Source organism: Bacillus thuringiensis (assembly GCF_001455345.1).
GTDB classification, from domain to species: Bacteria; Bacillota; Bacilli; order Bacillales; family Bacillaceae_G; genus Bacillus_A; species Bacillus_A thuringiensis_N.
On sequence record NZ_CP013274.1, the window covers coordinates 596,893 to 622,506 of the forward strand.

Here is a 25,614-nt window from a genome sequence, read left to right on the forward strand (position 1 = left end):
ATTATCCCTCAAAGAAATAACTTTCTGCTAATTCACGGACAGTCATTTGTTCTGTTTCATCGTTTAATTTTGCGATAATACTACGTTCAATTGCACGCATAACAGGAATATATACACCTAAATCACATGCGTCGATAATGCCACGAATACTTGCTGCTTCTTCACTTACACGTCCATCACGAGCTAAAGGCATAAGATCGCTTGCGAATGCAACGAACTTTTCAATTGTTGCAACATCATTTAATTTTGATTCAGCTAATAATAGTTCTTTTAATGTATCACCTTGAATGTAAGGAACTTCAATAATAACGAAACGGTTTTTTAATGCTTCGTTTAGTTCACTTGTACCAACGTAACCTTCATTAATTGCCGCAATTACACGATACTCGTCATCACCGTATACAACTTCTTGTGTAAACGGGTTAGTAATCATTTTACGATAATCTAACGCACCGTGAAGAAGTGGTAACGTTTCAGGTTTTGCCATATTGATTTCATCAATATATAGGAAATGACCGCTCTTCATTGCTTTCATAAGAGGACCGTTAACAAATGTAACTTCAGATGCGCCATCTTTCGTTTGTAGCGTGTTATATCCTAAAATACCTTCTACATCTAGGTCAACAGAACAGTTAATGCTATGCATTGGTTTTTGGAATAAAGAAGAAAGAGTTTCCGCTAGTACTGTTTTACCACTACCAGTCGGTCCTTTTAATAGAATGTTTTTGCCAAGAAGAAGTGCTGTAATAGCATCTTCAATAATGCTGTTATCAGATGCTTTATATATTTTCTTACCAATTAAATGTGCATTTTCACCAGCTTCTTGCTTATTCTTTTCGTGAATGTTTGAGAGCTGTTGTTTTAAATCAGCATGTATATGAAATTGTTCTAACATGTATTTCCCACCTAACATTATTTTCATAAAGTAATACATCTTATGATAACTTGTTTTAATATGGTATGCAAAGAAAAGGAGAGAGGGGAAATGGAAAAGAAAAAGCAATCAATAGTACATTGATTGCTCATAGTAAAGGAGAAATGAGCCTCATAAAAGACTCTAATATTCGTTTTTTGATACTTCTTTTTTGGAAAGCGTTCCATTTAATTTCATTGGAATGCTTAAAGTCATCTTCAAAATCACGTTTAATATCATGAACAGTTTCTGATTCATAAAGTACGCTAATAAGTTCATAATTTAATTCGAAGCTGCGTACGTCCATATTTGCTGTTCCAATTGTCGCGATTTTATCATCAACGAGTACAATTTTTGCATGCATAAAACCATCTTTATAACTATAAATGGAGGCACCAGCTTTTAAAAGTGGAGTGAAGTAGGACTGAGATGCTTGATCACTAATAATACTATCACTTTTACCGGGATATAAAATGCGTACATCTATGCCAGATATTGCACTTAAACGTAATAATGTTAAAGTTTCTTGATCTGGAATAAAATATGGTGTAGCAATCCAAATCGATTTTTTTGCAGAGCCCATAACAGCTAATAATGTATTACGAATGCTTTTATCATCTGAGCTTGGTCCGCTCGCTACAATTTGCACAGCACCTTCTGCACTTGAAATTTCTTTACCTGGGAAGTATTGTCTATTCATAAATTGATCCCAAGAATAAGTATTCAATCCACTAGATGCATAGAGCCAATCTTCTAGAAAAATTGCTTGTAATTTATATAGCGCTTTTCCTTCTATTTTTAAATGACTATCACGCCAAACGGGAAATTTTTTTGAACGGCCAAGATATTCATCACCAACGTTGAGTCCACCAGTAAAACCGATTTCTCCATCTACAATGACGATTTTACGGTGGTTACGATAATTAACTGTTTCAAGTAACCAAGCTGAAAAAATAGGGTCAAATTCAACAATTTCAATCCCAGCTTCTTTCATAGGTTTTAAAAAGCGTCTTCTTAACGTATTACTTCCTAATCCATCATAAAGGAAGCGTACAATAACACCAGCTTTTGCTTTATTTATTAACGCATCCCGAACTTTTGTACCAATCTCATCTGATTTATAAATATAGTATTGAATATGTATGTGATGTTTTGCTTGCTCGATAGCTTGTAAAATTTCTGAGAATGTTTGATCTCCGTTTGTTAAAAGTTTTGTAGTTGTTCTATCTGCGGCAGGTCCGCCTCCAAATTTTTGTATAACTTTTGTTAAATGTGTAGAACGCTCATGTAAGGGAACTGTGAGTGATAATTCTACTCGTCTTCCTTCTAATATTTCACGGAATAATTTTCTTTGTTCTTCTGAACGATGGAGATGTTTTTTTCTTCTCCAACGGCTACGCCCGAAAATAGAGTATAAAAGCACACCTACAACAGGAAGAAGTGCCAATACTAAAAACCATGCTAAAGTGCTTTGTGGAGATCTGTTTTCGATAAAAATAACGAAAGATATTCCTATGATTGTAAGAGACCATAATACACCGAAAAAGGTATATAGTGAGAGGATAGACGTATCTAAAAGTAAGAGTACGATAGATACAATTATAAATACCAATAATAATTGAACGATAGGCTTCTTCATTGCTATAAAATTCCTCTAATCTTTCTTAAATATAGACTTTTTATATAAAAAGGTATAATCCGACATTCTTATTATAAAGTGTTTTGTTTTTTTTACAAAATATAGACATTTTCCCCATGCTTTCCGCATTTGTCCTACATACAGTATATTGTTACGTTATTAGCCCGCTATTTGCTGGTTAATAAACAGTGTAGGAGGGACAAAATCCTTGCCCCTTATATAGGAAAAGGTGGATAACCATATTACGTGGATTCTTCCTATTATATAGGTTGCTAACAAGGTCCGTACTATTCATACAATATCTATTAACGATGAGGAAACGGAAAAGGAGTGGGGAAACATGAATTATATAGAAAATAACGGAGTGTATTATCGTAATCATCATCCTCATGGAGGGCACAACCATAACGGTGGACATCACCACTATGGAGGGCACAATTACCATGATCATCACCACCATCACGGAGGCGGATGGGGCTGGGGTGGCGGCTCGTGGGGCGGTGGATTCTTTCCTGGAAGTTTTGCTGGAGGCATGTTAGGTGGACTTACAGCTGGCGCATTAACGGGTGCAGCAGGTGGGGGCTACTATCCAGCACCGTATCCGGTAACTTATCCAGCACCATACCCAGCACCATATCCGGGTTATCAGCAAATACCATATCCGTATTAAACTAAAAAAAGAGGCTTGCCTCTTTTTTTAGTTTAATAAAGTATTTATAAAATACTTCCAAAATAAAGGTGAAAATATGTTAATATTTTGTTATTATAATTCAAAAACGTATATACCAATTTAAATTTGTATATTATTATTCGTGAATCGTTGTATAGTGTGCTCGAATTTCTATTTCGCTAGTAAAGTAAAGAGGTTAGATGTGGGCGGGATTAGTAGGAAACAATGGTCGTATAGAGCTAGTTATAAAGGAATGTAAGAGAATGAATAAGGTATAATAAAGTAAGGTAATTATAGCGATAAGAAACTACTATTTATAATTGAAACGGTATTATATTGCTTTTTATTACAAATAATATTATGTTATTTTAATCGTCATATTTCAAAATGTGATTTATGTAAAGGACGATTATTAAGAAATGAAATATCTCTATTTCTATGAAAAGAAACAAGTTGTGTTTTAGTCAGATAGGAAGCAAGGAGAGATGCGCATGCTAGAACAAAGAGGTCATGCATTATATGACTCTTCATTGCGAGATTTAAAGTTAGCATTAGATGAGTCTTCAATTGTTGCGATTACAGACCGAAAGGGTCTTATTACATATGTAAATGATAAGTTTTGTGAAATCTCCAAATATACAAGAGAAGAGTTAATAGGGAAAGATCATCGTATTTTAAATTCAGGATATCACCCAAAAACATTTTTTCAAATTCTATGGAAGCGCATTTTGAGCGGAAAAGTGTGGAGAGGTGAGATTCGAAATCAAGCAAAAGATGGGACATATTATTGGGTTAAAACAACAATTGTTCCATTTTTAAATGAAAAAGGAGAGCCATATCAATTTATTGCGATCCGAAATGATATTAGTAGTAGGAAAGAAGCAGAACGGAGGTTGCGGGTAAGCGAAAGTCGATATAGGGAGCTTGCGTATCATGATGCTTTAACGAGTTTACCGAACCGATTGCAATTAATAACGACTGTAAACGAGATGATTGCAGACAAAAAAGAATTTGGTATGATTTACTTTGATTTGGATCGTTTTAAATTAGTAAACGATACGCTCGGTCATATGATAGGAGATTTACTTTTAAGCGAAGTTGCTTCACGGTTGCATTATGTGCTAGGAGAGAAAGATGTTCTGGCTAGGCTGGGTGGCGACGAATTTGTGTTGTTAACAAAAAATCATACACAAGATGAGATGAGGCAGCTAGCGACATCTGTGTTGTCATGCTTTCAGGCACCATTTATGCTAGAAGGTCATGAGGTATACATTTCAGCTAGTCTAGGACTTTGCTCATATCCGCAAGATGGACAAGATGTAGAAACACTATTAAAAAATTCGGATTTAGCTATGTATAGCGCGAAAGAACAGGGCAGAAATGCAGCGTGTTTCTTTACAGATGAGTTACGTGCGAAAATAAATCGTAGAATGAAAATTGAATTCGCTTTGCAAAAGGCAATTCGTGATGAAGAGTTAGACGTGGTACTGCAGCCTATTATTGATTTGAAAACGAAGAAATATACTGGTATTGAGGCTTTAGTACGTTGTTCGACAGAAGAAGGGCCTATTTCGCCAGGCGAATTTATTCCAGTAGCTGAAGAATCTGGACTTATTATAAAATTAGGAGACTGGGTATTAGAAAAGTCATGTCGCTTGTTTAAAACATTGCCAAATTATCAAGAAGGATTAAAGTTATCTGTGAATTTATCTATACAACAATTAATGCAGAAACGTTTTATTTTGTCTGTACGTAGCATTTTAAAGAGAACTGGCTTTCCTCCGAATCGTTTAATTTTAGAAATAACGGAAAGCATTGCTGTTCGCCATTTTGATTATATTATTGCTACATTACAAGAATTAAGAAGTATGGGCGTTTTAATTGCTTTAGATGACTTCGGAACGGGCTATTCTTCCTTATATTATTTAAAACAACTACCACTAGATATAGTGAAAATTGATCGTAATTTTATTCGTGAATTTCATTATGATCACGCACAGCCAGAGCGAACGATTGTAAAGTCTGTTATTGAAATTGCCCATAGCTTAAATTTAGCCGTAGTTGCTGAAGGGGTAGAAACAGTAGAGCAAGAAAGCTTATTACAATCTATGGGTTGTGATTATGTACAAGGATTTTATTATGCGAAACCTTTATCTGTAGGAGAGTTAAAAGAAAAGTTAATTACAGATTTTGAATAAAAAAAGAGAAGCCGGTAGCTTCTCTTTTTTAATTCATTTTTTGTGAGTCTTTCATTAGTACTGGATAAAGAATAAGACCTAATACGAATAATCCAATTCCTAAGAAGAATGTTTTTAAATCAGCAGTTCCCGTTTTGATAACCCAAATAGAGTATACAAATGCTAATGTAGTGATGATCCCGTCCTTTATTCGAGAACCAGGCATTATATCATACGTTTCTCCTGTAATAACCAGTTTGAATTGGTACAGCGTCGAAACAAGGTATGGAATTAAATAAGCTAATGTTGCTACAACGATAGCAAAATTATAAGCTTCTGATACAGTACCAGAAATCGTTGAGAATAAGAAGATTTGCGTCATCACATTTGTAATAAATAATGATTTTGAAGGACTACCTTTTTTATTTGTTTTTGCGAACAACTTAGGGAAAAGTCCATTCTTTGCTGCCTGGTAAGGTACTTCTGAACTAACAACAATCCAGCCAACTGTAGATCCAAATAAAGATATAAGAGCGAGTAAAGCCATTATATATGCACCTTTATTTCCAATTGCTAAATTTAATGCGTCTACTAAAGGTTTTTGAGATTCTTTTAAAGCATCTTGTGGAAGAGCTCCCATTGTAAGTAGCGTAATTGACATGTAAATAAGAAGAGCGATAATTAATCCGAAAATAGTAGCTTTTTTTACATCACGCTGAGATTTTGCGCGGTTAGAAAGCATTACGGCAGATTCAATACCGATAAATGCCCAAAGTGTTGCAATAGCAGCTGAATTGATTTGTCCACCTAACGAAATTGATTGTCCTGCTTCATTCATAAATGTTTGGCCGTCTCCGAAATTAGAGGCATTGAAAATGAATAATGTGATTACAATAAACATTGTAAATCCGATAATTTTTGCAATGGTAGCAAGCAGATTCATATTTCCAGCTCGGTCAATATTTTGAGAAAGAATGTATTGAATTCCCCATAACATAAGGCTACATACGAGGAAAGTTAATCCTTTTCCGAGTTCTAATGAAAATCCGTTCGTTGAAAAGAGAATTTGCTTACTTTGTAAAACTGGAAAGAATGTTGATAAATATCCAGCAAAGGAAATAATAACAGAGGCTGTTGCAGCCCAGTTCGCAGCCCAATATCCCCAGGCCATGCTATATCCTGCAACTTTACCCGCTTTTTTTGAAGGGAACATTGCTTGCGCGTAACTTTGTGGTCCTGCTTTTAATTCTGGCTTGCGAATTGCTAAATTTCCAAATACGAGTGCAATCATAAATACGCCAAGTCCTGTAATACTCCATGCGAGTGTAGAACCCATTGGACCTGATACTTGTGCTAAATTTGCTGGAAGCATAAATACGCCACCGCCAACCATATTTCCGATAACAAAAGCTGTTAAAATCCATAATCCCCATTTTTTCGTTTCCATTTTTGTTAACTCCTTTGTAGTAAGATTTGCTTAAACATCATTTTTTACTAGCTTTTTGGCAATAAAAAAAGAGCCATGTAGATAAAAAATACCTACATGGCTCTTCGCCTAACGTAGGTACAACGGGAATAACCCTTGTACCTACGCGTAATTTTTCCGCTAGGTTTCAAGGGTTACGTATGATGATGATGTTTTTGTGCAAATGTAACTACAATTGTTGTATAAGTAAGCATAGTTCTTTGCTCCCTTTCTCCTCTGATTTTGAAGTTAGTATACTACATGTTTTTTTGAATGAAAAGAAAAATATAAAAATTTTTATAAAAATACGTTTTAGAGATTAAATATTTACCTGTATTTTTCCTATACTGGAAAATAAGTGAGAGATTGGCAGAAGAGTATAGCGTGGTATAATACATATAGAATTAGAAGGTGACAAGGGGCTATTGTAGATGATGAGTAAGTATGAGCAAATTTATACAGAAATCAGTAAGTCTATTGACAATAAACAATTAAAAGAGGGATGCAAAATCCCATCAGAAACTGAATTAATGAAGCAGTATGAGGCAAGTCGAGGTACTGTAAGAAAAGCAGTAGATTTATTGCAAGAGCGTGGATATGTTCAGAAAATACATGGAAAAGGTGTTTTTGTTTTAAAGCGAAAAAACATTGAATTCAACTTTGGTGGTATTGTAAGTTTCCAAGAAGAAAATGAACGTTTAGGACGTCATTGTATTACAGAAGTCGTAGAAATAGAGAAAGTAAAAGCGACAAAAGAAGTTGCAAAACTATTAAACGTGAAAGAGAAAACAGAAATAGATCATATTAAACGCGTACGAAATATTGATGGAGAAAAAGTAATTTTGGATATCAATCATTTTGTGTCGGAATATATTCCAGGATTAACGAGTGAAATTGCGGCGGAGTCCATTTATAAATACATTGAGAAAGAACTAGGTCTTCATATTAGTTATTCACAGAGGGTAATTGAAGTGCAGCCATGTACAGAGGACGATAGAAAGTATTTAGATTTAAATGGGACAGACTATGTTGTCGTTGTGAAAAACTTTACACATTTTTATGATGGAAGTCAGTTCGAATATACAGAATCACGCCACCGCTTAGATATTTTTCATTTTTCGGATGTGGCGCGGAGAAAGTAAAGAGGTGGAACAAACTATTGTTTCATCTCTTTTTTTATAAAAAAATACAAACTCGTATATACGAGTGTTGACTAACTTATATATACGAGTTAATATGTAAGTGTAAACGGTATCAAAAAAAGAAAAGAGGGACGGGAATATGGGGAAAGACTATCGTAAAACAGCAGAGGAAGTGTTGCAGTATATTGGTGGGAAAGACAATATTGAACAAGCTGCGCACTGTGTAACGAGGCTCCGTATCGCTTTAAAAGATGAAAGTAAAATAGATAACGATAAATTGCAGTCTGTTTCATTAGTGAAAGGAGCGTTTCATAACGCTGGGATATTTCAAATTGTAATTGGTCCAGGAGATGTTGATCGAGTATATGCCGAATTGATAACGCTTGCAGGTATGAAGGAAGCGACAGTAGCTGACGTAAAAGATTCTGGAAACCAAAAGTTAAATCCAGCTCAAAAGTTTGTAAAAGTATTTTCAGATGTATTTATGCCGATATTACCAGCAATCGTAACAGCTGGTTTACTAATGGGAATTAACAATTTATTAGGGGCGAAGGACTTATTTTTTGAGGGTAAAAATTTATTAGATGTGTATCCAAACTTAAGTGGGCTTTGGGATTTAATTAATATGATGGCGAATACAGCATTTGTATTCTTACCAGCACTTGTGGGTTGGTCAGCAACGAAGCGTTTTGGTGGTAGTCCGATATTAGGGATTGTTATGGGGTTAATGCTTGTGCATCCTGCTTTATTAAACGCGTGGGATTATGGAAAAGCAGCGACTGGTTTAGACGGACAAAAGATCGAGTACTTCAATATTTTAGGATTATTTCAAATTGAAAAGGTAGGGTATCAAGGTCAAATCTTGCCGGTCTTAGTAGCAGCATTTGTATTAAGTAAAGTGGAAATCTTCTTAAAGAAACATGTACCAAATGCAATTCAATTATTAGTTGTACCAATTACAACGATTGTCGTAACAGGTGTGTTAGCATTAGGGATTATTGGACCAGTTACACGTCATATTGGAGATTTATTAACAGCTGGATTAGTAGGTGTATATGAAACAGTACCAGTAGTTGGAGCGGTGTTATTTGGAGCATTATATGCACCGCTCGTAATTACAGGTATGCATCATATGTTTATTGCTATCGACTTACAATTAATTGCACAGCACGGTGGTACATTCATTTGGCCAATGATTGCTCTTTCTAACATTGCGCAAGGTAGTGCAGCACTTGCAATGTTCTGGATTTCTAAAAATCAAAATGATAAAAGCATGGCATCGACATCAGCGATTTCAGCATATTTCGGTATTACAGAGCCAGCTATGTTTGGTGTGAACTTACGAAATAAATTCCCATTCTATGCAGCAATTATAGGATCGGCTGTGGCAGCGATATTTATTACGTTAAATGGTGTATTAGCACCTGCTATCGGAATTGGCGGATTACCAGCATTTATTTCTATCATTCCGAAATCGATTCCAATGTTTATTGTAGGCATGGTTATCGCAGTTGTAATCCCGTTTACGTTAACGTGGTTATTTGCAAAACGAGTAAAACAGAAGTAGGAGGAAGTTAAACATGAAGGATTGGCATAAAAGTGTAGTTTATCAAATTTATCCGAAGAGCTTTAATAGCTATTACAATAAAGAAACCGGTGATATAAAAGGGGTTACAGAAAAACTAGATTATTTAAAAGAACTCGGAGTAGATTATATTTGGTTAACACCGATATACCAATCGCCACAAAATGATAATGGATATGATGTAAGTGATTACTACAGTATTGATCCATCTTACGGAACGATGGAAGAGTTTGAAGAGCTTTTAGAAGAAGCAAAGGCACGTAACATTGAAATTATGCTTGATATCGTTGTAAATCATAGTTCGACGGAACATAAGTGGTTTAAGGAAGCGAAGAAAGATAAAAATAGTCCATATCGTAATTACTATATTTGGCGTGATGAAAAAAATAATTGGCAATCTAAGTTTGGTGGATCAGCTTGGAAGTATGATGAAAAGACTAAGCAATATTATTTACATCTATTTGATGAAACGCAAGCTGATTTAAATTGGGAAAATGAAAAGCTTCGTGAAGAAGTATATGATATGATGCGTTTTTGGCTTGATAAAGGGGTAACTGGATTCCGATTAGATGTTATTAATTTAATTTCAAAAGATCAACAGTTCTTAAATGATGACGGAAGTACGGCGACAAGCGATGGCCGTAAATATTATACAGATGGTCCGCGTGTTCATGAATATTTACAAGAGATGAACCGAAATGTTTTTGAAGGGAAAGATGTCATTACAGTTGGAGAAATGTCATCTACGACAATTGATAATTGTATTAAATATTCGAATCCGGATCGTAATGAGCTGAGCATGACATTTAGTTTCCACCATTTAAAAGTAGATTATCTGAATGGTGATAAGTGGACGAAGGCTAATTTTGATTTTATTAAATTAAAAGAAATTATGTCTAATTGGCAAATTGAAATGCAAAAGGGCGGAGGATGGAATGCGTTATTCTGGTGTAATCATGACCAACCTCGTATTGTGTCACGCTTCGGTAATGATGAGAAGTATAGAAATGAATCTGCAAAAATGTTAGCGACAGCTATGCATATGTTGCAGGGCACACCTTACATTTATCAAGGCGAAGAAATCGGTATGACGAATCCTAAATTCGAGTCTATCGAGCAATATCGCGATGTGGAATCGTTAAATATATATGATATAAAGCTGGAAGAAGGAGTATCAAAAGAAGAGATTATCGGGATTTTAAAACAAAAATCTCGCGATAACTCCCGTACTCCAATGCAGTGGAATGAAGAGGTGAACAGTGGCTTTACAACAAGTACACCTTGGATTTCAGTGGCTGAAAACTTTAAAGAAATAAACGTAGAGAAGGCATTAGAAGATAAAGAGTCTGTATTTTATCATTATAAAGAGTTAATAGAACTTAGAAAAACGTATGATGTAATTACAGAAGGAGAATATGCTATTTTGGATAAAAATGATCCTAAAGTTTGGGCATATACTCGTACTACAGAAAGTGAAGTGCTACTTGTTATAAATAACTTCTATGGAGAAGAAATAACGTACTCTGTACCAGCGCACGTTCAATTAGATGGAATGAAACAAGAAGTACTACTGTCGAATTATAAAGATTCCAGTAAGGATATTACAAAACTTAACTTAAGACCATACGAATCAATTGTATATCGATATACGAAATAAAAAGGTTGTATGCCCGCGTGGCATACAACCTTTTATTTTAAGACACCACTATACAAAATGCTTACTTCTACTTCAGGTTTAAACTTTACTTTTGCATAATCTTTATTCCAATTTTTTTTCTTCCATAAATCAGGGTGATATGCGATAAGGTGTCTACCAATCCCGAAAGCATCACAATTTGCCTGTTGTAGCTTATTTGTTATTTTTTTCGCTTCTTTTGTAAGTTGTTTCGATAATTCTTTATTTAGTTTTTTTCTTTCATCCATTTTGTAAAGATTGTCTCTTGGGGCTTCAAGAGCGATAACTTTTAAGTGAAGCTTAATGTGAGCATAAACATTTCCTTTTTTATCTGTTGTTATTTTTAAGTCTCGTTTTAATTTTCGATTACTCACTTCCATTGTTAAATAGTCAGATGTCTTCTCGGATTCATCGCTAGTAAGTTTTTGGGTTATACGGGCACTTGTTCCCATTTTTCCGGTTAATAACACGAATAAAACAGAGTGTTTCAAAGGTAAATGACCAGTTAATTTATCATTATTAAATAAAGCTAACCCGTTTGTAATTACTTCTTTTCCTTTTATTTTTATAGAAGGGAGGGTAAAGTCTTTACCGGGATCTAACATTTTTGTAGCCGCTGTTTCTAAAGTTTCTTTTGGAAATACACTCATATCTTCTAAGCTTTTCACTTTTTTCTTTAGAAAATCTCCAATTAGTAAATTTCCTACTTTCTTTTTTTCTAGTATCTCGGATGTTTCACCATCTACTGCAATAAGTTTTACTAAAGCAGTTGGGTTTGTTGGGTCCCGAAAGCTGACATCTAAATAAGGTAATATACCTTTTTTTAGAATTTTGGTTCCAAGTAATTGAACACCATATTTAAAATAGCGAATATTCCCAGTCACATTTTTTTTTAGGGCATCGCTTGTATCCCTTATGTTATGCCCGGTTGCTGAATGTATTTCATTTTCGAATGAAGATTGCTCTCCGCTTGAACTTTTTACGAGCTCGATTGTTTGCTGGAGTTGATTCTCTTCTGTAATATCAGATCCAATACTATAAGCTAACCTTGCTTCCCTTAATGGTTCTTGATCCCAACAGCCAGAAAGGACGGAACTAGCACATAATATAGAAAGTAATTTAGCTTTTCTTTTGAACATACTGTTCTCCTTTCTTATTTCGTATCACAGAATAAAGTAGAAATAAAAGAGGGAGGACAACGATAAAAATATACGTGAACTTATCAGTGAAAGTTGAGATTACTTTTAATTCTTCAGGTGTATCGATAAATAAGGCTACACTAAAAGCAATAATACCAATGATTGGAACAGCTTTTTTATGATTAGCAAGATTGAATATATGTCCCACTCCGATTGAAGCAGCGCAATAATAACTAGCGATAGAAGCTACAACAGTTATCATCCAAATTGGTATAAATAGTAAATCAGTCCGGTCTATAATCCCGATATGTAGAGAACGCAATAAGTAAGCAACTGGCTCTGGAATAAGTTCAATTTGCTTTGGACTAAATACGATAAAGCAAATCCAAACAGTAAAAGTATAAAAAAGAGTTACAAATCCATTAGCGATAGAAATGGCCTTTAGTTTTGCGACAGAACTCCCGTTTACTTTTGGGAAAGCGATAAGAATAATTTCAAAACCATACATAGCTGTAATTGTTTCTTTGGATGCTTGAATAATATTCCACCATCCAGCTTCTGTAATGGGAAAAATGTAAGAAAAGTCAGCCCGGGAAAGCCCTAGGGCAATTAAAAGTGCCATAGGTAAAATGAGAATAGAGGCCATGACATAAAATCGTACGATGACTTTAAATGTATTATAAGCTACATAACAACAAGCTATTGTAAATAGGATGAGAATGGCAGACCAAGGAGTTGCCTGTAATATCCAAACTTTAATGACATTACAAGCGTTTAACATAACTGTCATACCGATAAGAGTAAAATAAAAAACATAAAGAAAACCTAATAGTTTTCCAAATTTATTACCAAATAGCATACAAACACTTTCATACATATCTGCATCAGGAAATCGTTTTAAGAAAAGCCACATAAGTAAAATGATTAGTTGAATTGCCAATCCAGCGATGAGTGCAGAAATCCACCCACCACCTTTCGCTATTGGGTGAAGACGGTTTGGGAGAGAAAGTATACCCACTCCGATTTGGCATTGAATAACGAAAAAGGTAAATTGAACTAGCGAAATTTTACTTTGCGTGTTTGTCACCGTTCTCATCCTCTCTCGTTACATGTTGTCGTTGCATTTTTTTCGGTTTTGGATCGTGTGGTCGTTCCCAAAATGACCAAATCGGGAATCTTACAAAAGAATCTTTCATATCTTTTATCCGCATTGGGGCAATGGGAGAAAGATATGGGGTATGAAATGAATGTAACTGACATAAATGAACGAAAGTTATAATTAGACCGAATGATATTCCGACATATCCGAATATAGCAGCAAGAATCATTAATGGAAAACGAAGAATTCGAACTGCTGAACTCATATCATTTGATGGAACGAGAAAAGATGAGATTGCAGTTAAAGCTACAACGATAATCATTGTATAAGAAACAAGTCCGGCTTTTACAATTGCATCACCAATTACTAAACCACCTACAATACCAATTGTTTGTCCAACTCGGCTCGGCAGACGAATACCAGCTTCCCGTAATAATTCGAAAATTAACTCCATTAAGAGAGCCTCGAAAATGGGGGGAAGTGGTACTTTTTCTAATGAAGCTTTAATTGTATAAACGAGTTCAAGTGGCAACACATCAGGATGAAAAGCAACCGTTGCGATATATATAGCTGGCAAGAGAAAGGCTATTAAAAAACTCACTAAGCGAATCATTCGGACGAAAGAACCGACAATCCAGCGGTTATTATAATCATCTGGTGATTGATAGAAAGCGAATAACGTAACAGGTACGATGAGCGCTGTTGGATCTCCATCAGATAAAATAGCGACGCGTCCTTCCATTAAATTTGCTGCGACTCTATCTGGACGCTCTGTATTTAATTGCTGCGGGAAGGGTGAGAAAGACGTATCCTCTATAAATTCTTGTATATATCCTGGAGGCATAAGTGCATCTGTCTTAATCGTTTCTAATCTTCTTTTTACTTCTGTAACTAAATCGTCATTCGCGATGTTTTGCATATAAGCAATTGCCACTTTCGTGTGCATTTCTTCACCAAGTGTGAAATATTTAACGACAATATTTGGGCTTTTTATGAGCTTACGGATCGAAGTTAAATTAGTTGCTAAATCTTCTACAAAACCAGTATGTGGACCGCGTACAATCCCTTCATTATCAGGCTCTGCTATATCTCTCTTTAAAGATAAAGTTGTTTCGAAAATACAAAAACTGTCGACTTGTTCATGGAAATATAATGATTTTCCTTGTAATAAAAGTTGCACACCGTAATTTAAATTTGTTTCTTTTTTCATATTTAATGTGGCAAAAGCTTTATTTAAAGACAAATCCGACCGAGTTAATAAAGGCTCAAGAGCTAATTGGTGAATCAAATTTGGGTCTGCTAAAGATTCGATATATAAGATTGTTCCTTTGCCGCTTTGAAATGGGACATCTAATTTTTTTATATCGTCTGAATGACAGAGCTTATTTTCAATGTAATTAATATTTTCCGGAAGTGATGGAAACATATGCTTTTGACCCGTATTCTCTTGTTGTTCCTTTTGCTCTGTCATAATTTCCACCTCTTTTAGATAAAGTTACTTCTGTTAATTTTTGCTTTTTGTGAGAAATTTATGCTTGGATTATTTTTAAAAAAGAGGATTGAAAGTTACGTTACGTCATCTTTTATACTTAAGGAAACACGGAGTAGAGGGATGGTGTATATGATTTTGAAAAGTATGTGGGGATGGAAAGAAGTTTTATATTTATTTTTGTTTGTATTTATTATTGTTCCAGTAACTGTTGAATCTCTTTTTTATGACTATGCTTTAAAAATAATAGGTAACTCATTATATGCTGGAGTATTAATGGGATTTATAATGGCAGTGATATTTACTACTGTAGTTTATCTTTTTTGTATAAAAAGATATAACTTGTCGTGGAAAGATATTGGGATTCGGAAGCTTTCATGGAAAGATCTTTTATGGACAGTTGGAGCGGTTATTTTCTTAATTGTAGCTAGTATTGCTGTATTAGTGATAATGGAGAAAATGGGTATTTCCTTTGAAAATAGTAAGACGGAGACGGTCCAAAATGATAAATCAATCTATTCATTCTGTATCGCGGTAATTGGAGCAGCAATTATATCACCGATCTATGAAGAGATTTTATATCGAGGTGTTTTTTATACTTTTTTTCGTGATAGATATGGTATATGGGGCGGTATGTTTATCAGTTCCATAATATTTACCGTTGTCCATATTCCCACGTATAACACATTACCGGTGAACTTTTTGAGTGGGATAGTATTTGCTTGGTTATATGAGAAAACAAATTCTATTTTATCAGCTATGATTGTCCACGCATTATTCAACTTTCTAGCAGTACTTCTCACATTTGTGTCGAATTAAGAAGATATATAGGAGGGATACATATGGAAATAGCTGTAGAACGAGTTTTTACAAAAGAGGTTTTAGCAAGAGCAGCAAAGGCATTTCATGTAACAGTGGAAGACAAGCCGCTTGGAGATTTCGAGAATTATATTTTTAAGGCGAAGAGAAATAGTGATGAAGAGTATGTATTGCGTTTAACGCATTCTTCGCATCGATCTAAACAAGAGGTAGAGGCTGAACTAGATTTTTTACGATATGTTGCGGGAAACGGGGCAAAGGTAGCGGGACCTCTTTACTCAACGTCTCAAAATCTTGTAGAAGAAATCGGAGCAGAGGATGGAACTTTCTTTTTCGCTTCCTTATTTACATACGCGAAAGGTGAGCAAGTAAAAGGAGAAGAATCGCCTTATTGGGGCGAGCCTCTCTTTGAAGCTTGGGGGAAAACGATTGGACAACTGCATCGTCTAACAATGAACTATCCTAAAACGGATTATCGTGATACGTGGGAAGAAGATGAGAGTGGGATTGTTAATGAATTAGAAGATGATCAAGTGAAAAAGATTGCAGCGGTATTAATGGATGAGATAAAGGCCCTTCCAATTGAAAGAGAAACGTTTGGTCTTATGCATGGTGATATTCATCCAGGTAATTTTCATTATGATGGTAAAGAGCTAACAATCTTTGATTTTGATGATGCGGCTTATAATTACTTTATACATGATTTAGCGATGGTTCTCTATTACTCTGTTCTATTTACACCGTGGACAGCGGAAGAGAAGACAAATTTTGCTCGTAAACAGCTACAAGTGTTACGAAAAGGCTATGAGTATGAGCACAGACTAGCGGATAGTTGGTATGAATCGTTACCCTTGTTCTTACGTCTACGTGATGTTGGTTTATACGGTACACTTCAAAAGAAGTTTAAGGGGAAAGATATGCCAGATAACTTCCGGAAATTATCGGAAGAATTATATGAAAGAATTATAAGCAAAGAAGCAATTGTGAATATATAATACATTTTGTTCAAAACAAAGTATATAAAATAAATATATACTTTGTTTTTTTATACAAAAATATGTTTGTTTTATTAAAATAATATTGTTATAGATTCGGTATACACTTATAATTTTATATATATTCAGAATATTCTTTATAAATAAGGAGGGGGAATATTGGAAGCTATCGTAAATTGGATAAATAATATTGTTTGGAGTCCAGCACTTGTCTATTTATGTTTAGGAGTAGGGTTATATTTTTCCATTCGAACGAGGTTTTTACAAGTAAGGCATGTAGGAGAAATGGTGAAGCTGACATTTCAAGGAGAAAAATCAGAGGCTGGTGTTTCTTCATTCCAAGCGTTAGCACTTTCGTTATCAGGACGCGTTGGGACAGGGAATATAGCTGGGGTAGCAACAGCGGTTGCATTCGGTGGACCAGGAGCTGTATTTTGGATGTGGGCAGTAGCCTTTTTAGGAGCAGGATCAGCTTATGTGGAATCAACACTCGCGCAAATATATAAAACGAAACATCAAGGACAGTTTCGTGGTGGACCTGCTTATTACATTGAAAAAGGTTTAGGTGTGAAATGGTATGCATTAGTATTCGTTGCAGCGACAATTATTGCAACGGGGCTTTTATTGCCAGGTGTGCAAGCAAATAGTATTGCCGTAAGTTTAGAAACAGCTTTTGGAATTAACACTACCGTATCAGGGGCTTTATTAGTTGTTGTATTAGCTATTATCATCTTCGGTGGCGTAAAGCGAATCGTTAACGTTGCACAAGTTGTCGTACCGTTTATGGCAGTTGGTTATATTTTAGTAGCTTGCGTCATTGTTGCTATGAATATTGAAAAATTGCCAGAAGCATTTATGTTAATTATTAAAAGTGCATTTGCATTAGAAGCAGCTTTCGGTGGTATTATCGGTTTAGCAATTTCTTGGGGAGTAAAACGTGGTATTTATTCCAATGAAGCAGGGCAAGGAACTGGACCACACGCAGCAGCAGCAGCTGAAGTATCACATCCAGCTAAACAAGGTTTAGTACAAGCATTTTCCGTTTACATTGATACATTATTTGTTTGTTCAGCAACAGCATTTATGATGATTATTACAGGCATGTATAACGTATTTGATGCAAGCGGAAAAAACTTTATCGTTAATAAACTAAACGGTGCGCAGCCAGGTCCTGGATATACACAGGCAGCGGTGGAATCTGTATTCCCTGGTTTTGGAAACGGTTTCGTCGCAATCTCGCTATTATTCTTCGCATTTACAACGATAATGGCGTATTACTACATTGCAGAAACGAATATCGCGTACTTAAATCGTGATAAGGATCGTCCTTGGCTGTCCCTGATATTAAAGTTTGTATTTTTAGGAGCAGTATTCTATGGTTGTATAAAAACAGCAGCAACAGCTTGGGCTTTAGGCGATATCGGTGTAGGTATTATGGCTTGGGTTAATATTATCGCGATTTTATTATTACAAAAGCCAGCATTAGTTGCATTAAAGGATTATGAAAAACAGAAAAAAGAAGGTAAAGATCCAGTATTTGATCCGGGCCCATTAGGAATTAAAAACGCTGATTTTTGGGAGCATGAATACGGAAAAGATAAGAAGGAAGAAGTATCTTAATAGAATAGAAATGAAGGAGCAAAGGGAAATCCCTTTGCTTTTTTTATGGACGAAAATGAAGCGAGAAGTTATTTTTGGGACTATTTTTGAATATAAAAAGAATGTACATGCTTTGTTGAGGGGAAGGGGGGAGTATGTTGATAGAGTTTCGTAACGTCAATAAATATTACGGTAACTTTCAAGTTTTGAAAAATATTAATGTGCAAGTAAAAAAAGGTGAAGTGGTAGTAGTTGTTGGTCCTTCAGGATCAGGGAAAAGCACATTACTGCGGTGTATAAATCAATTGGAGACTATTACAGATGGAGAATTAATTGTACAAAATACAGAAGTGCACAATAAAAAAACAGATATGAATGAATTACGCCGAAATATTGGGATGGTTTTTCAGCATTTTTATTTATACCCGCATAAAACAGTTCTTCAAAATATTACACTAGCACCGATTAAAGTAAATAAAATTTCAAAAGAAGAAGCAGAGAAAACAGCGATGTTTTATTTAGAGAAAGTAGGAATCCCGGAGAAGGCAGGTGTATATCCACATCAATTATCAGGAGGTCAACAGCAAAGGGTAGCGATTGCTAGGGGACTTACGATGCAACCAGAAATTATGCTATTTGATGAGCCTACGTCTGCTCTTGATCCAGAGATGATTGGAGAAGTGCTTGATGTTATGAAAACGTTAGCTAAAGAAGGGATGACGATGGTTGTCGTCACACATGAGATGGGATTTGCGCGAGAAGTAGCAGATCGGATTTTATTTATGGATGAGGGCCAAATTATTGAGGATACAACACCAACATCATTTTTTGCAAACCCAGAACAAGAAAGAGCTCGTTTATTTTTAAGCCGAGTGTTAAATCATTAGAGGAGGAATTTCATGCTTAAAATGAAAAAGTTATTTACCTTAATCGTGTTCTCTTGTTTATTCGTACTTGTCGTTGCTGGGTGCGGAAGTAAAAAAGATGAGGCGAAAGAAACGAATACGAAGCAAGGCGGTGCCGTTGAGCAAATTAAGAAGCGAGGGAAACTAGTAGTTGGGGTGAAGAATGATACGAACTTATTTGGATTGAAAAACCCTTCAACAGGGCAGGTAGAAGGATTTGATGTTGATGTTGCAAAGGTGCTTGCGAAAAAAATTCTCGGAGATGAAAAGAAACTAGAATTAAAAGAAGTAACGTCTAAAACGCGTATTCCACTACTGAAAAACGGTGACATTGATGCAATTATCGCAACAATGACAATTACGGAAGAACGTAAAAAAGAGGTAGATTTTTCAGATGTATATTTTAAAGCAGGGCAATCGTTACTCGTGAAAAAAGGGAGCGATATTAAAAGTATTGATGATGTGAAAAAGGGCGTAAAAGTGTTAGCAGTAAAAGGTTCAACATCTACAAATAACATTCGTCAAAAGTCACCGGAAGCGACTGTATTAGAATTTGAAAATTACAGTGAGGCATTTACGGCGTTAAAAGCAGGAAAAGGTGATGTGTTAACGACAGATAATGCAATTCTTTACGGCATGGCAAAACAAGATTCAAATTATGAAGTTGTAGGGAAAATTTTTACGGATGAACCGTACGGAATCGCAGTGCAAAAAGGTGCAGATGATTTAACGAAAGAGATTAATAGCTTGCTAAAAGATATGAAAGCGAGCGGAGAGTACGACAAACTGTATGAGAAATGGATTGGGCAAAAGCAAGAGTAGTGAAGTGAAACTTTAATTAGTGGGGCTTTATTCCCAGTGAATAGTAAGAGTGAGGGGATGAGGGATGCTCATCCTCTTCTTGTAAAGAAAGAGGGGAGAATATGTGCCTGATTTTTCTATATTAACGAATAACATTGACATGTATTTAGAAGGATTTAAATATACAGTGATGTCTAGTGTAATTGCATTAATAGGCAGTTTTATTTTAGGGGTAGTATTGGCGGTAATGCGTATTGCACCGATTCGCATTTTAAATTGGTTGGGAGCTGCTATTGTAGAATTTGTAAGAAATATTCCGCTCGTATTAATTGCATTTATATTCTATTTCGCTTTACCTGTAGTAGGCATTACTTTAAATGGTTTTGTAGCAGGAACAGTTACGCTTACCGTATATACTGCAGCGTTTATTGCTGAAGTCATTCGCGCTGGTATTTTATCCGTTGCGAAAGGTCAAATGGAAGCAGCACGTTCTTCAGGGTTGACTTATACGCAAGCGATGTACCATGTCGTTTTACCTCAAGCGATGAAAATCGTAATCCCTCCTTTAGGAAATCAATTTCTCAATTTAGTAAAAAACTCTTCCATACTCGGAATTATCGCTGGTACGGATTTAATGTATCAAGGAGACTTAATTTCAACGAAGACACTTGTTACGTTCGATGTCTATATATTTGTCGGGATGTTTTATTTAATATTAACAATTCCGCTCAGTATGCTAGTGCGTTATTTAGAAAAACGCTTAGCAAAGGAGGCGGTGTAAATGGATTTTAAGGGAGCAATTACAGGAGATCATATCCTCTTTTTATTAAAAGGATTACTTATAACGTTAGAGGTAGCGCTCGTAGCGATTATACTTAGTTTTATTATTGGTAGCGTAATAGGAATATTGCGCTACATGAAAATCCCTGTCGTCTCACAAATATTAGGAATTGTCGTTGAAGTGATTCGAAACTTACCACTACTTTTAATTATATTTTTCACGTATTTTGCACTTCCAGAAGCAGGCTTGAAATTAGAAATTATAACAGCTACAATTGTTGCTTTAACAATATTTGAATCAGCAATGATATCTGAAATTGTTCGAAGTGGCCTATTATCTATTGAAAAAGGACAGATTGAGGCCGCAAGATCTTCAGGATTAACGTATGTTCAAGCACTTTGGCATATTATTTTACCACAAGCATTAAGAAGAATGGTTCCGCCACTTGTCAGTCAGTTTATTTCATTGCTGAAAGATACATCGCTAGCAGTCGTTATATCACTACCAGAGCTTATGCATAATGCTCAAATTATTAGCGGACAAAATGTAAATTATATGATTCCGACGTTTATAGTAGTAGCTTGTGTGTATTTTATCGTAAATTATAGTTTATCAATTTTATCGAGAAGGTTAGAACTTCGTTGACCCTTACAATATATGTAAGGGTTTTTTCCTTGTTTCTCCTTATTTTCCTCTAAATAGAATCTAAATCTTGCAATAATTCGATTTTTTATATTGTTTTATCAGAAAAGTTTTAATTTTATATAGAAATTGTAACCGCTTTCGTGTATATTTTTATTATCAGAAAATTTTAACAAGATATAGGGGTATATTTGTAGGGGGAGGATTTAGATGCAGCAACCAACGAATGAGAAATTACATCGTACGATGAAGAGTAGACATTTATTTATGATCGCACTTGGTGGTGTAATCGGAACTGGTTTTTTCTTAGGTTCAGGTTACACCATTAATCAGGCTGGACCAGGGGGGGCCATCCTTTCATATTTAGTGGGCGGATTTATTATGTATTTAACAATGCTTTGTCTTGGAGAGTTAACGGTAGCAATGCCAGTTTCAGGCTCTTTCCAAAAGTATGCAACGAAGTTTATTGGACCAGGAACGGGCTTTATGATCGGCTGGCTATATTGGCTTGGCTGGGCAGTAACAGTAGGACTAGAATTAACGTCAATCGGTTTAATGATGAAAAGATGGTTTCCGAATGTTGATGTTTGGGTATGGTGTCTCGTATTCGGCGTTATTTTATATGCTTCAAATGCAATTTCGGCGAAAAGCTATGCTGAATTAGAATTTTGGTTCTCTAGTATTAAAGTAATTACAATTCTTGCATTTGTTGTTCTTGGTGGTAGTGCATTACTAGGTTTTTTACCATACGATGGAAAAGAAGCAGCACCTCTTTTCTCTAACTTTGTAAGTGATGGTGGGTTATTCCCGAATGGACTAGCTGCCGTATTACTTACAATGATTACAGTTAACTTCTCGTTCCAAGGAACAGAGTTAATCGGGATTGCAGCGGGAGAAAGTGAAAATCCAGAAAAAACAATTCCACGTGCGATCCGTAATACAGTATGGCGCATTATGTTATTCTTCATTTTAACAATGACGATTTTAGTAGGATTAATTTCTTGGAAAGAAGCAGGGGTAATTGAAAGTCCATTTGTAGTTGTATTTGATAAAATTGGTATTCCATACGCAGCTGATATTATGAACTTCGTTATTATTACAGCGTTACTATCCGTAGCGAATTCAGGATTATATGCGGCAACTCGTATACTATGGTCACTTGCAAATGAAGGAATGGCACCAACTTCCTTCCAGAAAGTAAATAAGCGTGGTATTCCAATTACAGCGCTAGTCGTAACGATTGCGGTAGCTGGATTATCTCTATTCACAAGTTTCCTTGCAGAAGATACAGTATACATGTACTTATTATCGATAGCTGGTTTATCGGCTGTTTCAAGTTGGATTATTATTGCTCTATCGCAACTTCGCTTTAGAAGTCAGTATATAAAAGGCGGAGGAAAGTTAGAGGACTTAAAGTATAGAACACCACTATACCCGATTGTCCCAATTTTAGCTTTAATTACAAATAGCATCGTTGTTATTAGTTTAGCGTTTATTCCTGAACAAAGAATGGCGTTATACTGTGGTATTCCATTTATCATTTTCTGCTATATATATTATTATATGAGTAAGAAACGGCAGAAACCGATGAAAGTGGAGATGGAAAAAACAAATGAAACTAACAATCAAACACGCTGATATTGAGGCAGATTTATCGTATGGTCAATTAGCGATTGGAAAAGAAAACGGGTATTCACCGTTACAATTACTCGTTTCTTCTATCGCAGGATGTAGTGCAATTGTCTTTCAAACAATTTTAGAAAAGAAACGTATTACATATGATACGTTTACAATCGAAACTGAAATTGGTAGAAGTGAAGCTTTATCGAAGCCAGTTGAAAGTGTTCATTTGCACTATAAAATTAAAGCGCAAAACATTACAGAAGAGCAGCTGGATAAGGCGCTGCAACTTGCAGTGAAAAATTGTACGATTGTTCAATCTGTAAAAGATAGTATAAAGGTTACGGAAACAATTGAACTAATAAAATGAAACATAAAAACGTGAGAATACGGCTCTCACGTTTTTATGTTTTTAATAAAGGGGGAAATATGATGGAATGTTTAGGGTGTAAATTAGCAGGCGGAGAAGAAATGATATATAAAATATATGAAGATGCCTATGTAACATGTTTTTTAGATCATGAACCTTTCTATCCAGGGCATACTTTAATTGTGCCAAAGCAGCATGTTGTAGAAGTGGACGAATTAGATGACGTTGTAGCAAAATCCATTATGGATGCTTCTAAGATTATTGCAAAAGCGATTAAGTCATTATATGAACCTGACGGAGTTACAATTTGCCAAAATGGTGGAATCTTTAACGAACTAACGCACTATCATATGCATGTCGTACCAAGATATAAAGAGCGTTCGTTTGCTGAGTTTTATACGGTGCAACCGGAGGAAAAGAAGAATCATAATTTGGAAGAAATAAAGACGTTGTTAAAAGAAGAGATAGAGAAAATATTGCACACTAAAAAGGTGTAAAAGAATTTCTCTTACGCCTTTTTAATCTTCATACATACTTAAAACTTCTTTCGCACGTATACGTAAACCATCTATCAATTCTTTCGGTTCTAAAACTTTTGCATCTTTTCCGAGTCTATAAAATAAAGAGGTAATAAAGTTAATTTCGCCTTTATCAATTGTTGAATGTATATATCCTGTCCCATCTTCCTTTATGACAACGAACTCTTCTAAGTAAGGAACGCTTTTACATTGGCGTACACCTTCTGTTGTTAATACGACATGTAACTGCATAGGAATGTGTACGACGTTAGAGCTAGAGTCAAACCATTCTGCTAAATTCATGAACGTACTTTCATTTTCTTCTGCTGATAATATAGAAAGAATACGATCAACGCGATACAGTAATACTTTTTTTCTACTGAAGTCATAGGATGGTAAATACCATAGCCCATCATGAGCATATACACCTATAGGATGAACATGTTTTGTTTTTATCCCCGATTTAGATTCGTATTGAAAGTGTAAATTTTTATTTTCAATAGCCGCAGTTAACACTTCGTTTAAAAGTGGTGTATCAATTGTTCTTTTAGGGTTCCAAAAAGCGATATAAGAACGGATTTTATCAACTTTCGCTTTCGCATCATGTTGTAGAGAGCTGTACAGTTTATGAGTAACAGAATTGATTTCTGTATTAAAAGGCAAGTCTCGGTAGTAGCTTAAAGATTGAAAGGCAAAAAAGATGGATACTGCTTCTTCTTCCGTAAATAAGATAGGTGGAATGACTCTATTCGTTAATACTTTATAGCCGCCGTTACGACCTTGTTCTGCGTAAATGGGCAACCCCATATCACTCAAATCTAAAATGTATCTATGAACCGTACGAACGGAAATATTAAATTCATCAGCTATTTCTTGAGCTGTAAATGTTTTTTTCGCAGAAGCAAATAGAAGAATATCTAATAAGCGTTTAGCTTTTGACAAATGTATCACCTTTTTTCTTTTTAACATGACATAAATTGTCATGTTTTATTGTTAGTATATTGTTTACATCATATGTTATCAAGATGGGATGCAAGGAGGAAAAGAGATGTCACGTGAAATAGTTTTATTTATAGCCGCTAGTTTGGATGGATATATTGCGAAAGAAGATGATGATTTACAGTGGTTAATGGAAACAGAAGGAGAGGGAGATAACGGTTATACAGAAATGTATGAAACAATTGATACAATAATCATGGGAAAAAGAACGTACAATTATGTAGTAGAGCATATGGAAACATTCCCGTATGTAGATAAAAAATGTTATGTTTTTTCTAACTCAGAAAAAGGTTCAAACGAACACGTGGAGTTTGTAAATGAAGATGTAGTGGAGTTTACAAAAAGGTTGAAAGAGCAAGAAGGATCTAAAATATGGATGGTCGGTGGAGGAAGTTTATTAAGAGAATTCTTTAAGAATAATCTAATTGATGAATATGTTGTTACAATTACACCTCATATATTAGGTTCTGGAGTGCCGTTATTTCAAGACAATAACCCGGAAATCCATTTAACTTTAACGGATACGAAACGTTTTGGACAATTTGTAAATTTATATTATAAGGCAAAATGAT

22 protein-coding genes and 1 pseudogene are annotated in these 25,614 nt (G+C 35.2%); 16 read left to right on the plus strand and 7 right to left on the minus strand.

Features of this window, described 5'->3' with window-relative positions:
• Position 1: 1 nt before the first annotated feature.
• A complete protein-coding gene (locus ATN06_RS03255; protein ID WP_060629515.1) occupies positions 2-895 on the minus strand; it encodes an ATP-binding protein in 894 nt (297 codons plus the stop codon).
• A 127-nt stretch (positions 896-1,022) separates the two neighbouring features.
• Positions 1,023-2,552: a cardiolipin synthase gene (locus ATN06_RS03260; protein ID WP_060629516.1), complete on the minus strand. Its 1,530-nt coding sequence runs from the start codon at positions 2,550-2,552 to the stop codon at positions 1,023-1,025.
• Between the two features lie 340 nt (positions 2,553-2,892).
• Here ATN06_RS03260 and ATN06_RS03265 point away from each other — a divergent pair, with 340 nt between their 5' ends.
• Together ATN06_RS03265 and ATN06_RS03270 are read left to right on the plus strand one after the other, a co-directional pair.
• Positions 2,893-3,222 carry a hypothetical protein gene (locus ATN06_RS03265; RefSeq protein ID WP_060629517.1) on the plus strand — a complete coding sequence of 110 codons (330 nt, stop codon included), beginning with the start codon at positions 2,893-2,895 and terminating at the stop codon, positions 3,220-3,222.
• Positions 3,223-3,713: 491 nt separating this feature from the next.
• Positions 3,714-5,420 carry a putative bifunctional diguanylate cyclase/phosphodiesterase gene (locus tag ATN06_RS03270; RefSeq protein ID WP_060629518.1) on the plus strand — a complete coding sequence of 569 codons (1,707 nt, stop codon included), beginning with the start codon at positions 3,714-3,716 and terminating at the stop codon, positions 5,418-5,420.
• A 28-nt stretch (positions 5,421-5,448) separates the two neighbouring features.
• Here ATN06_RS03270 and ATN06_RS03275 read toward each other — a convergent pair whose 3' ends face one another.
• On the minus strand, positions 5,449-6,846 hold the full coding sequence (locus ATN06_RS03275) for an amino acid permease (protein ID WP_060629519.1): 1,398 nt from the start codon (positions 6,844-6,846) through the stop codon (positions 5,449-5,451).
• Positions 6,847-7,295: 449 nt separating this feature from the next.
• On the opposite strand from ATN06_RS03275, the gene treR reads away from it, so the two are divergent.
• From treR to treC, 3 genes are all read left to right on the plus strand, one after another.
• A complete protein-coding gene (gene treR, locus ATN06_RS03280; protein WP_060629520.1) occupies positions 7,296-8,006 on the plus strand; it encodes a trehalose operon repressor in 711 nt (236 codons plus the stop codon).
• A 139-nt stretch (positions 8,007-8,145) separates the two neighbouring features.
• Entirely contained in the window at positions 8,146-9,573 is a 1,428-nt protein-coding gene (gene treP, locus ATN06_RS03285; protein ID WP_060629521.1) for a PTS system trehalose-specific EIIBC component, read from the plus strand.
• Between the two features lie 13 nt (positions 9,574-9,586).
• Positions 9,587-11,248 (plus strand): alpha,alpha-phosphotrehalase, encoded by a 1,662-nt coding sequence (treC, locus tag ATN06_RS03290; RefSeq protein ID WP_060629522.1) that lies wholly within the window; start codon positions 9,587-9,589, stop codon positions 11,246-11,248.
• Positions 11,249-11,280: 32 nt separating this feature from the next.
• Here treC and gerKC read toward each other — a convergent pair whose 3' ends face one another.
• From gerKC to gerKA, 3 genes are read right to left on the minus strand one after another with little or no spacing between them, the layout of a single operon-like run.
• Positions 11,281-12,405: a spore germination protein GerKC gene (gene gerKC / locus ATN06_RS03295; protein WP_060629523.1), complete on the minus strand. Its 1,125-nt coding sequence runs from the start codon at positions 12,403-12,405 to the stop codon at positions 11,281-11,283.
• The gene (locus tag ATN06_RS03300; protein WP_060629524.1) at positions 12,386-13,492 is read right to left on the minus strand and encodes a GerAB/ArcD/ProY family transporter; all 1,107 of its coding nucleotides are present in this window, start codon (positions 13,490-13,492) and stop codon (positions 12,386-12,388) included. Before ATN06_RS03300 ends, gerKC begins: the two co-directional genes overlap by 20 nt.
• Positions 13,473-14,975, minus strand: a complete 1,503-nt coding sequence (gene gerKA, locus ATN06_RS03305) for a spore germination protein GerKA (RefSeq protein ID WP_060629525.1) — start codon at positions 14,973-14,975, stop codon at positions 13,473-13,475. Before gerKA ends, ATN06_RS03300 begins: the two co-directional genes overlap by 20 nt.
• 150 nt (positions 14,976-15,125) lie before the next feature.
• Between gerKA and ATN06_RS03310 the strand changes: the two genes are divergently transcribed.
• The 10 genes and pseudogenes from ATN06_RS03310 (at position 15,126) to ATN06_RS03360 (ending at position 24,022) form a co-directional block, all read left to right on the plus strand.
• Positions 15,126-15,812: a CPBP family intramembrane glutamic endopeptidase gene (locus ATN06_RS03310; protein WP_060629526.1), complete on the plus strand. Its 687-nt coding sequence runs from the start codon at positions 15,126-15,128 to the stop codon at positions 15,810-15,812.
• A 23-nt stretch (positions 15,813-15,835) separates the two neighbouring features.
• A complete protein-coding gene (locus tag ATN06_RS03315) occupies positions 15,836-16,807 on the plus strand; it encodes a phosphotransferase enzyme family protein (protein WP_060629527.1) in 972 nt (323 codons plus the stop codon).
• A gap of 159 nt (positions 16,808-16,966) precedes the next feature.
• Entirely contained in the window at positions 16,967-18,427 is a 1,461-nt protein-coding gene (locus ATN06_RS03320; RefSeq protein ID WP_060629528.1) for an alanine/glycine:cation symporter family protein, read from the plus strand.
• Positions 18,390-19,293 (plus strand): annotated as a pseudogene (locus ATN06_RS03330) (amino acid ABC transporter ATP-binding protein). Before ATN06_RS03320 ends, ATN06_RS03330 begins: the two are co-directional and overlap by 38 nt.
• Positions 19,294-19,305: 12 nt before the next feature.
• The gene (gene glnH / locus ATN06_RS03335) at positions 19,306-20,133 is read left to right on the plus strand and encodes a glutamine ABC transporter substrate-binding protein GlnH (RefSeq protein WP_060629531.1); all 828 of its coding nucleotides are present in this window, start codon (positions 19,306-19,308) and stop codon (positions 20,131-20,133) included.
• Between the two features lie 103 nt (positions 20,134-20,236).
• Complete coding sequence (locus ATN06_RS03340) at positions 20,237-20,893, plus strand: amino acid ABC transporter permease (RefSeq protein WP_060629532.1); 657 nt, start codon at positions 20,237-20,239, stop codon at positions 20,891-20,893.
• Positions 20,894-21,538: an amino acid ABC transporter permease gene (locus tag ATN06_RS03345; RefSeq protein ID WP_060629533.1), complete on the plus strand. Its 645-nt coding sequence runs from the start codon at positions 20,894-20,896 to the stop codon at positions 21,536-21,538.
• 207 nt (positions 21,539-21,745) lie between these two features.
• Entirely contained in the window at positions 21,746-23,173 is a 1,428-nt protein-coding gene (locus ATN06_RS03350) for an amino acid permease (RefSeq protein WP_060629534.1), read from the plus strand.
• Complete coding sequence (locus ATN06_RS03355; RefSeq protein ID WP_060629535.1) at positions 23,148-23,525, plus strand: OsmC family protein; 378 nt, start codon at positions 23,148-23,150, stop codon at positions 23,523-23,525. The genes ATN06_RS03350 and ATN06_RS03355 overlap by 26 nt, the downstream gene beginning before the upstream one ends.
• Positions 23,522-24,022, plus strand: coding sequence for an HIT family protein (locus ATN06_RS03360; protein ID WP_110093205.1), 501 nt, complete (start codon positions 23,522-23,524; stop codon positions 24,020-24,022). The genes ATN06_RS03355 and ATN06_RS03360 overlap by 4 nt, the downstream gene beginning before the upstream one ends.
• A gap of 21 nt (positions 24,023-24,043) precedes the next feature.
• Here ATN06_RS03360 and ATN06_RS03365 read toward each other — a convergent pair whose 3' ends face one another.
• Entirely contained in the window at positions 24,044-25,027 is a 984-nt protein-coding gene (locus ATN06_RS03365; RefSeq protein WP_176225756.1) for a helix-turn-helix transcriptional regulator, read from the minus strand.
• A gap of 64 nt (positions 25,028-25,091) precedes the next feature.
• Here ATN06_RS03365 and ATN06_RS03370 point away from each other — a divergent pair, with 64 nt between their 5' ends.
• Complete coding sequence (locus ATN06_RS03370) at positions 25,092-25,613, plus strand: dihydrofolate reductase family protein (protein ID WP_060629538.1); 522 nt, start codon at positions 25,092-25,094, stop codon at positions 25,611-25,613.
• Position 25,614: the final 1 nt, after the last annotated feature.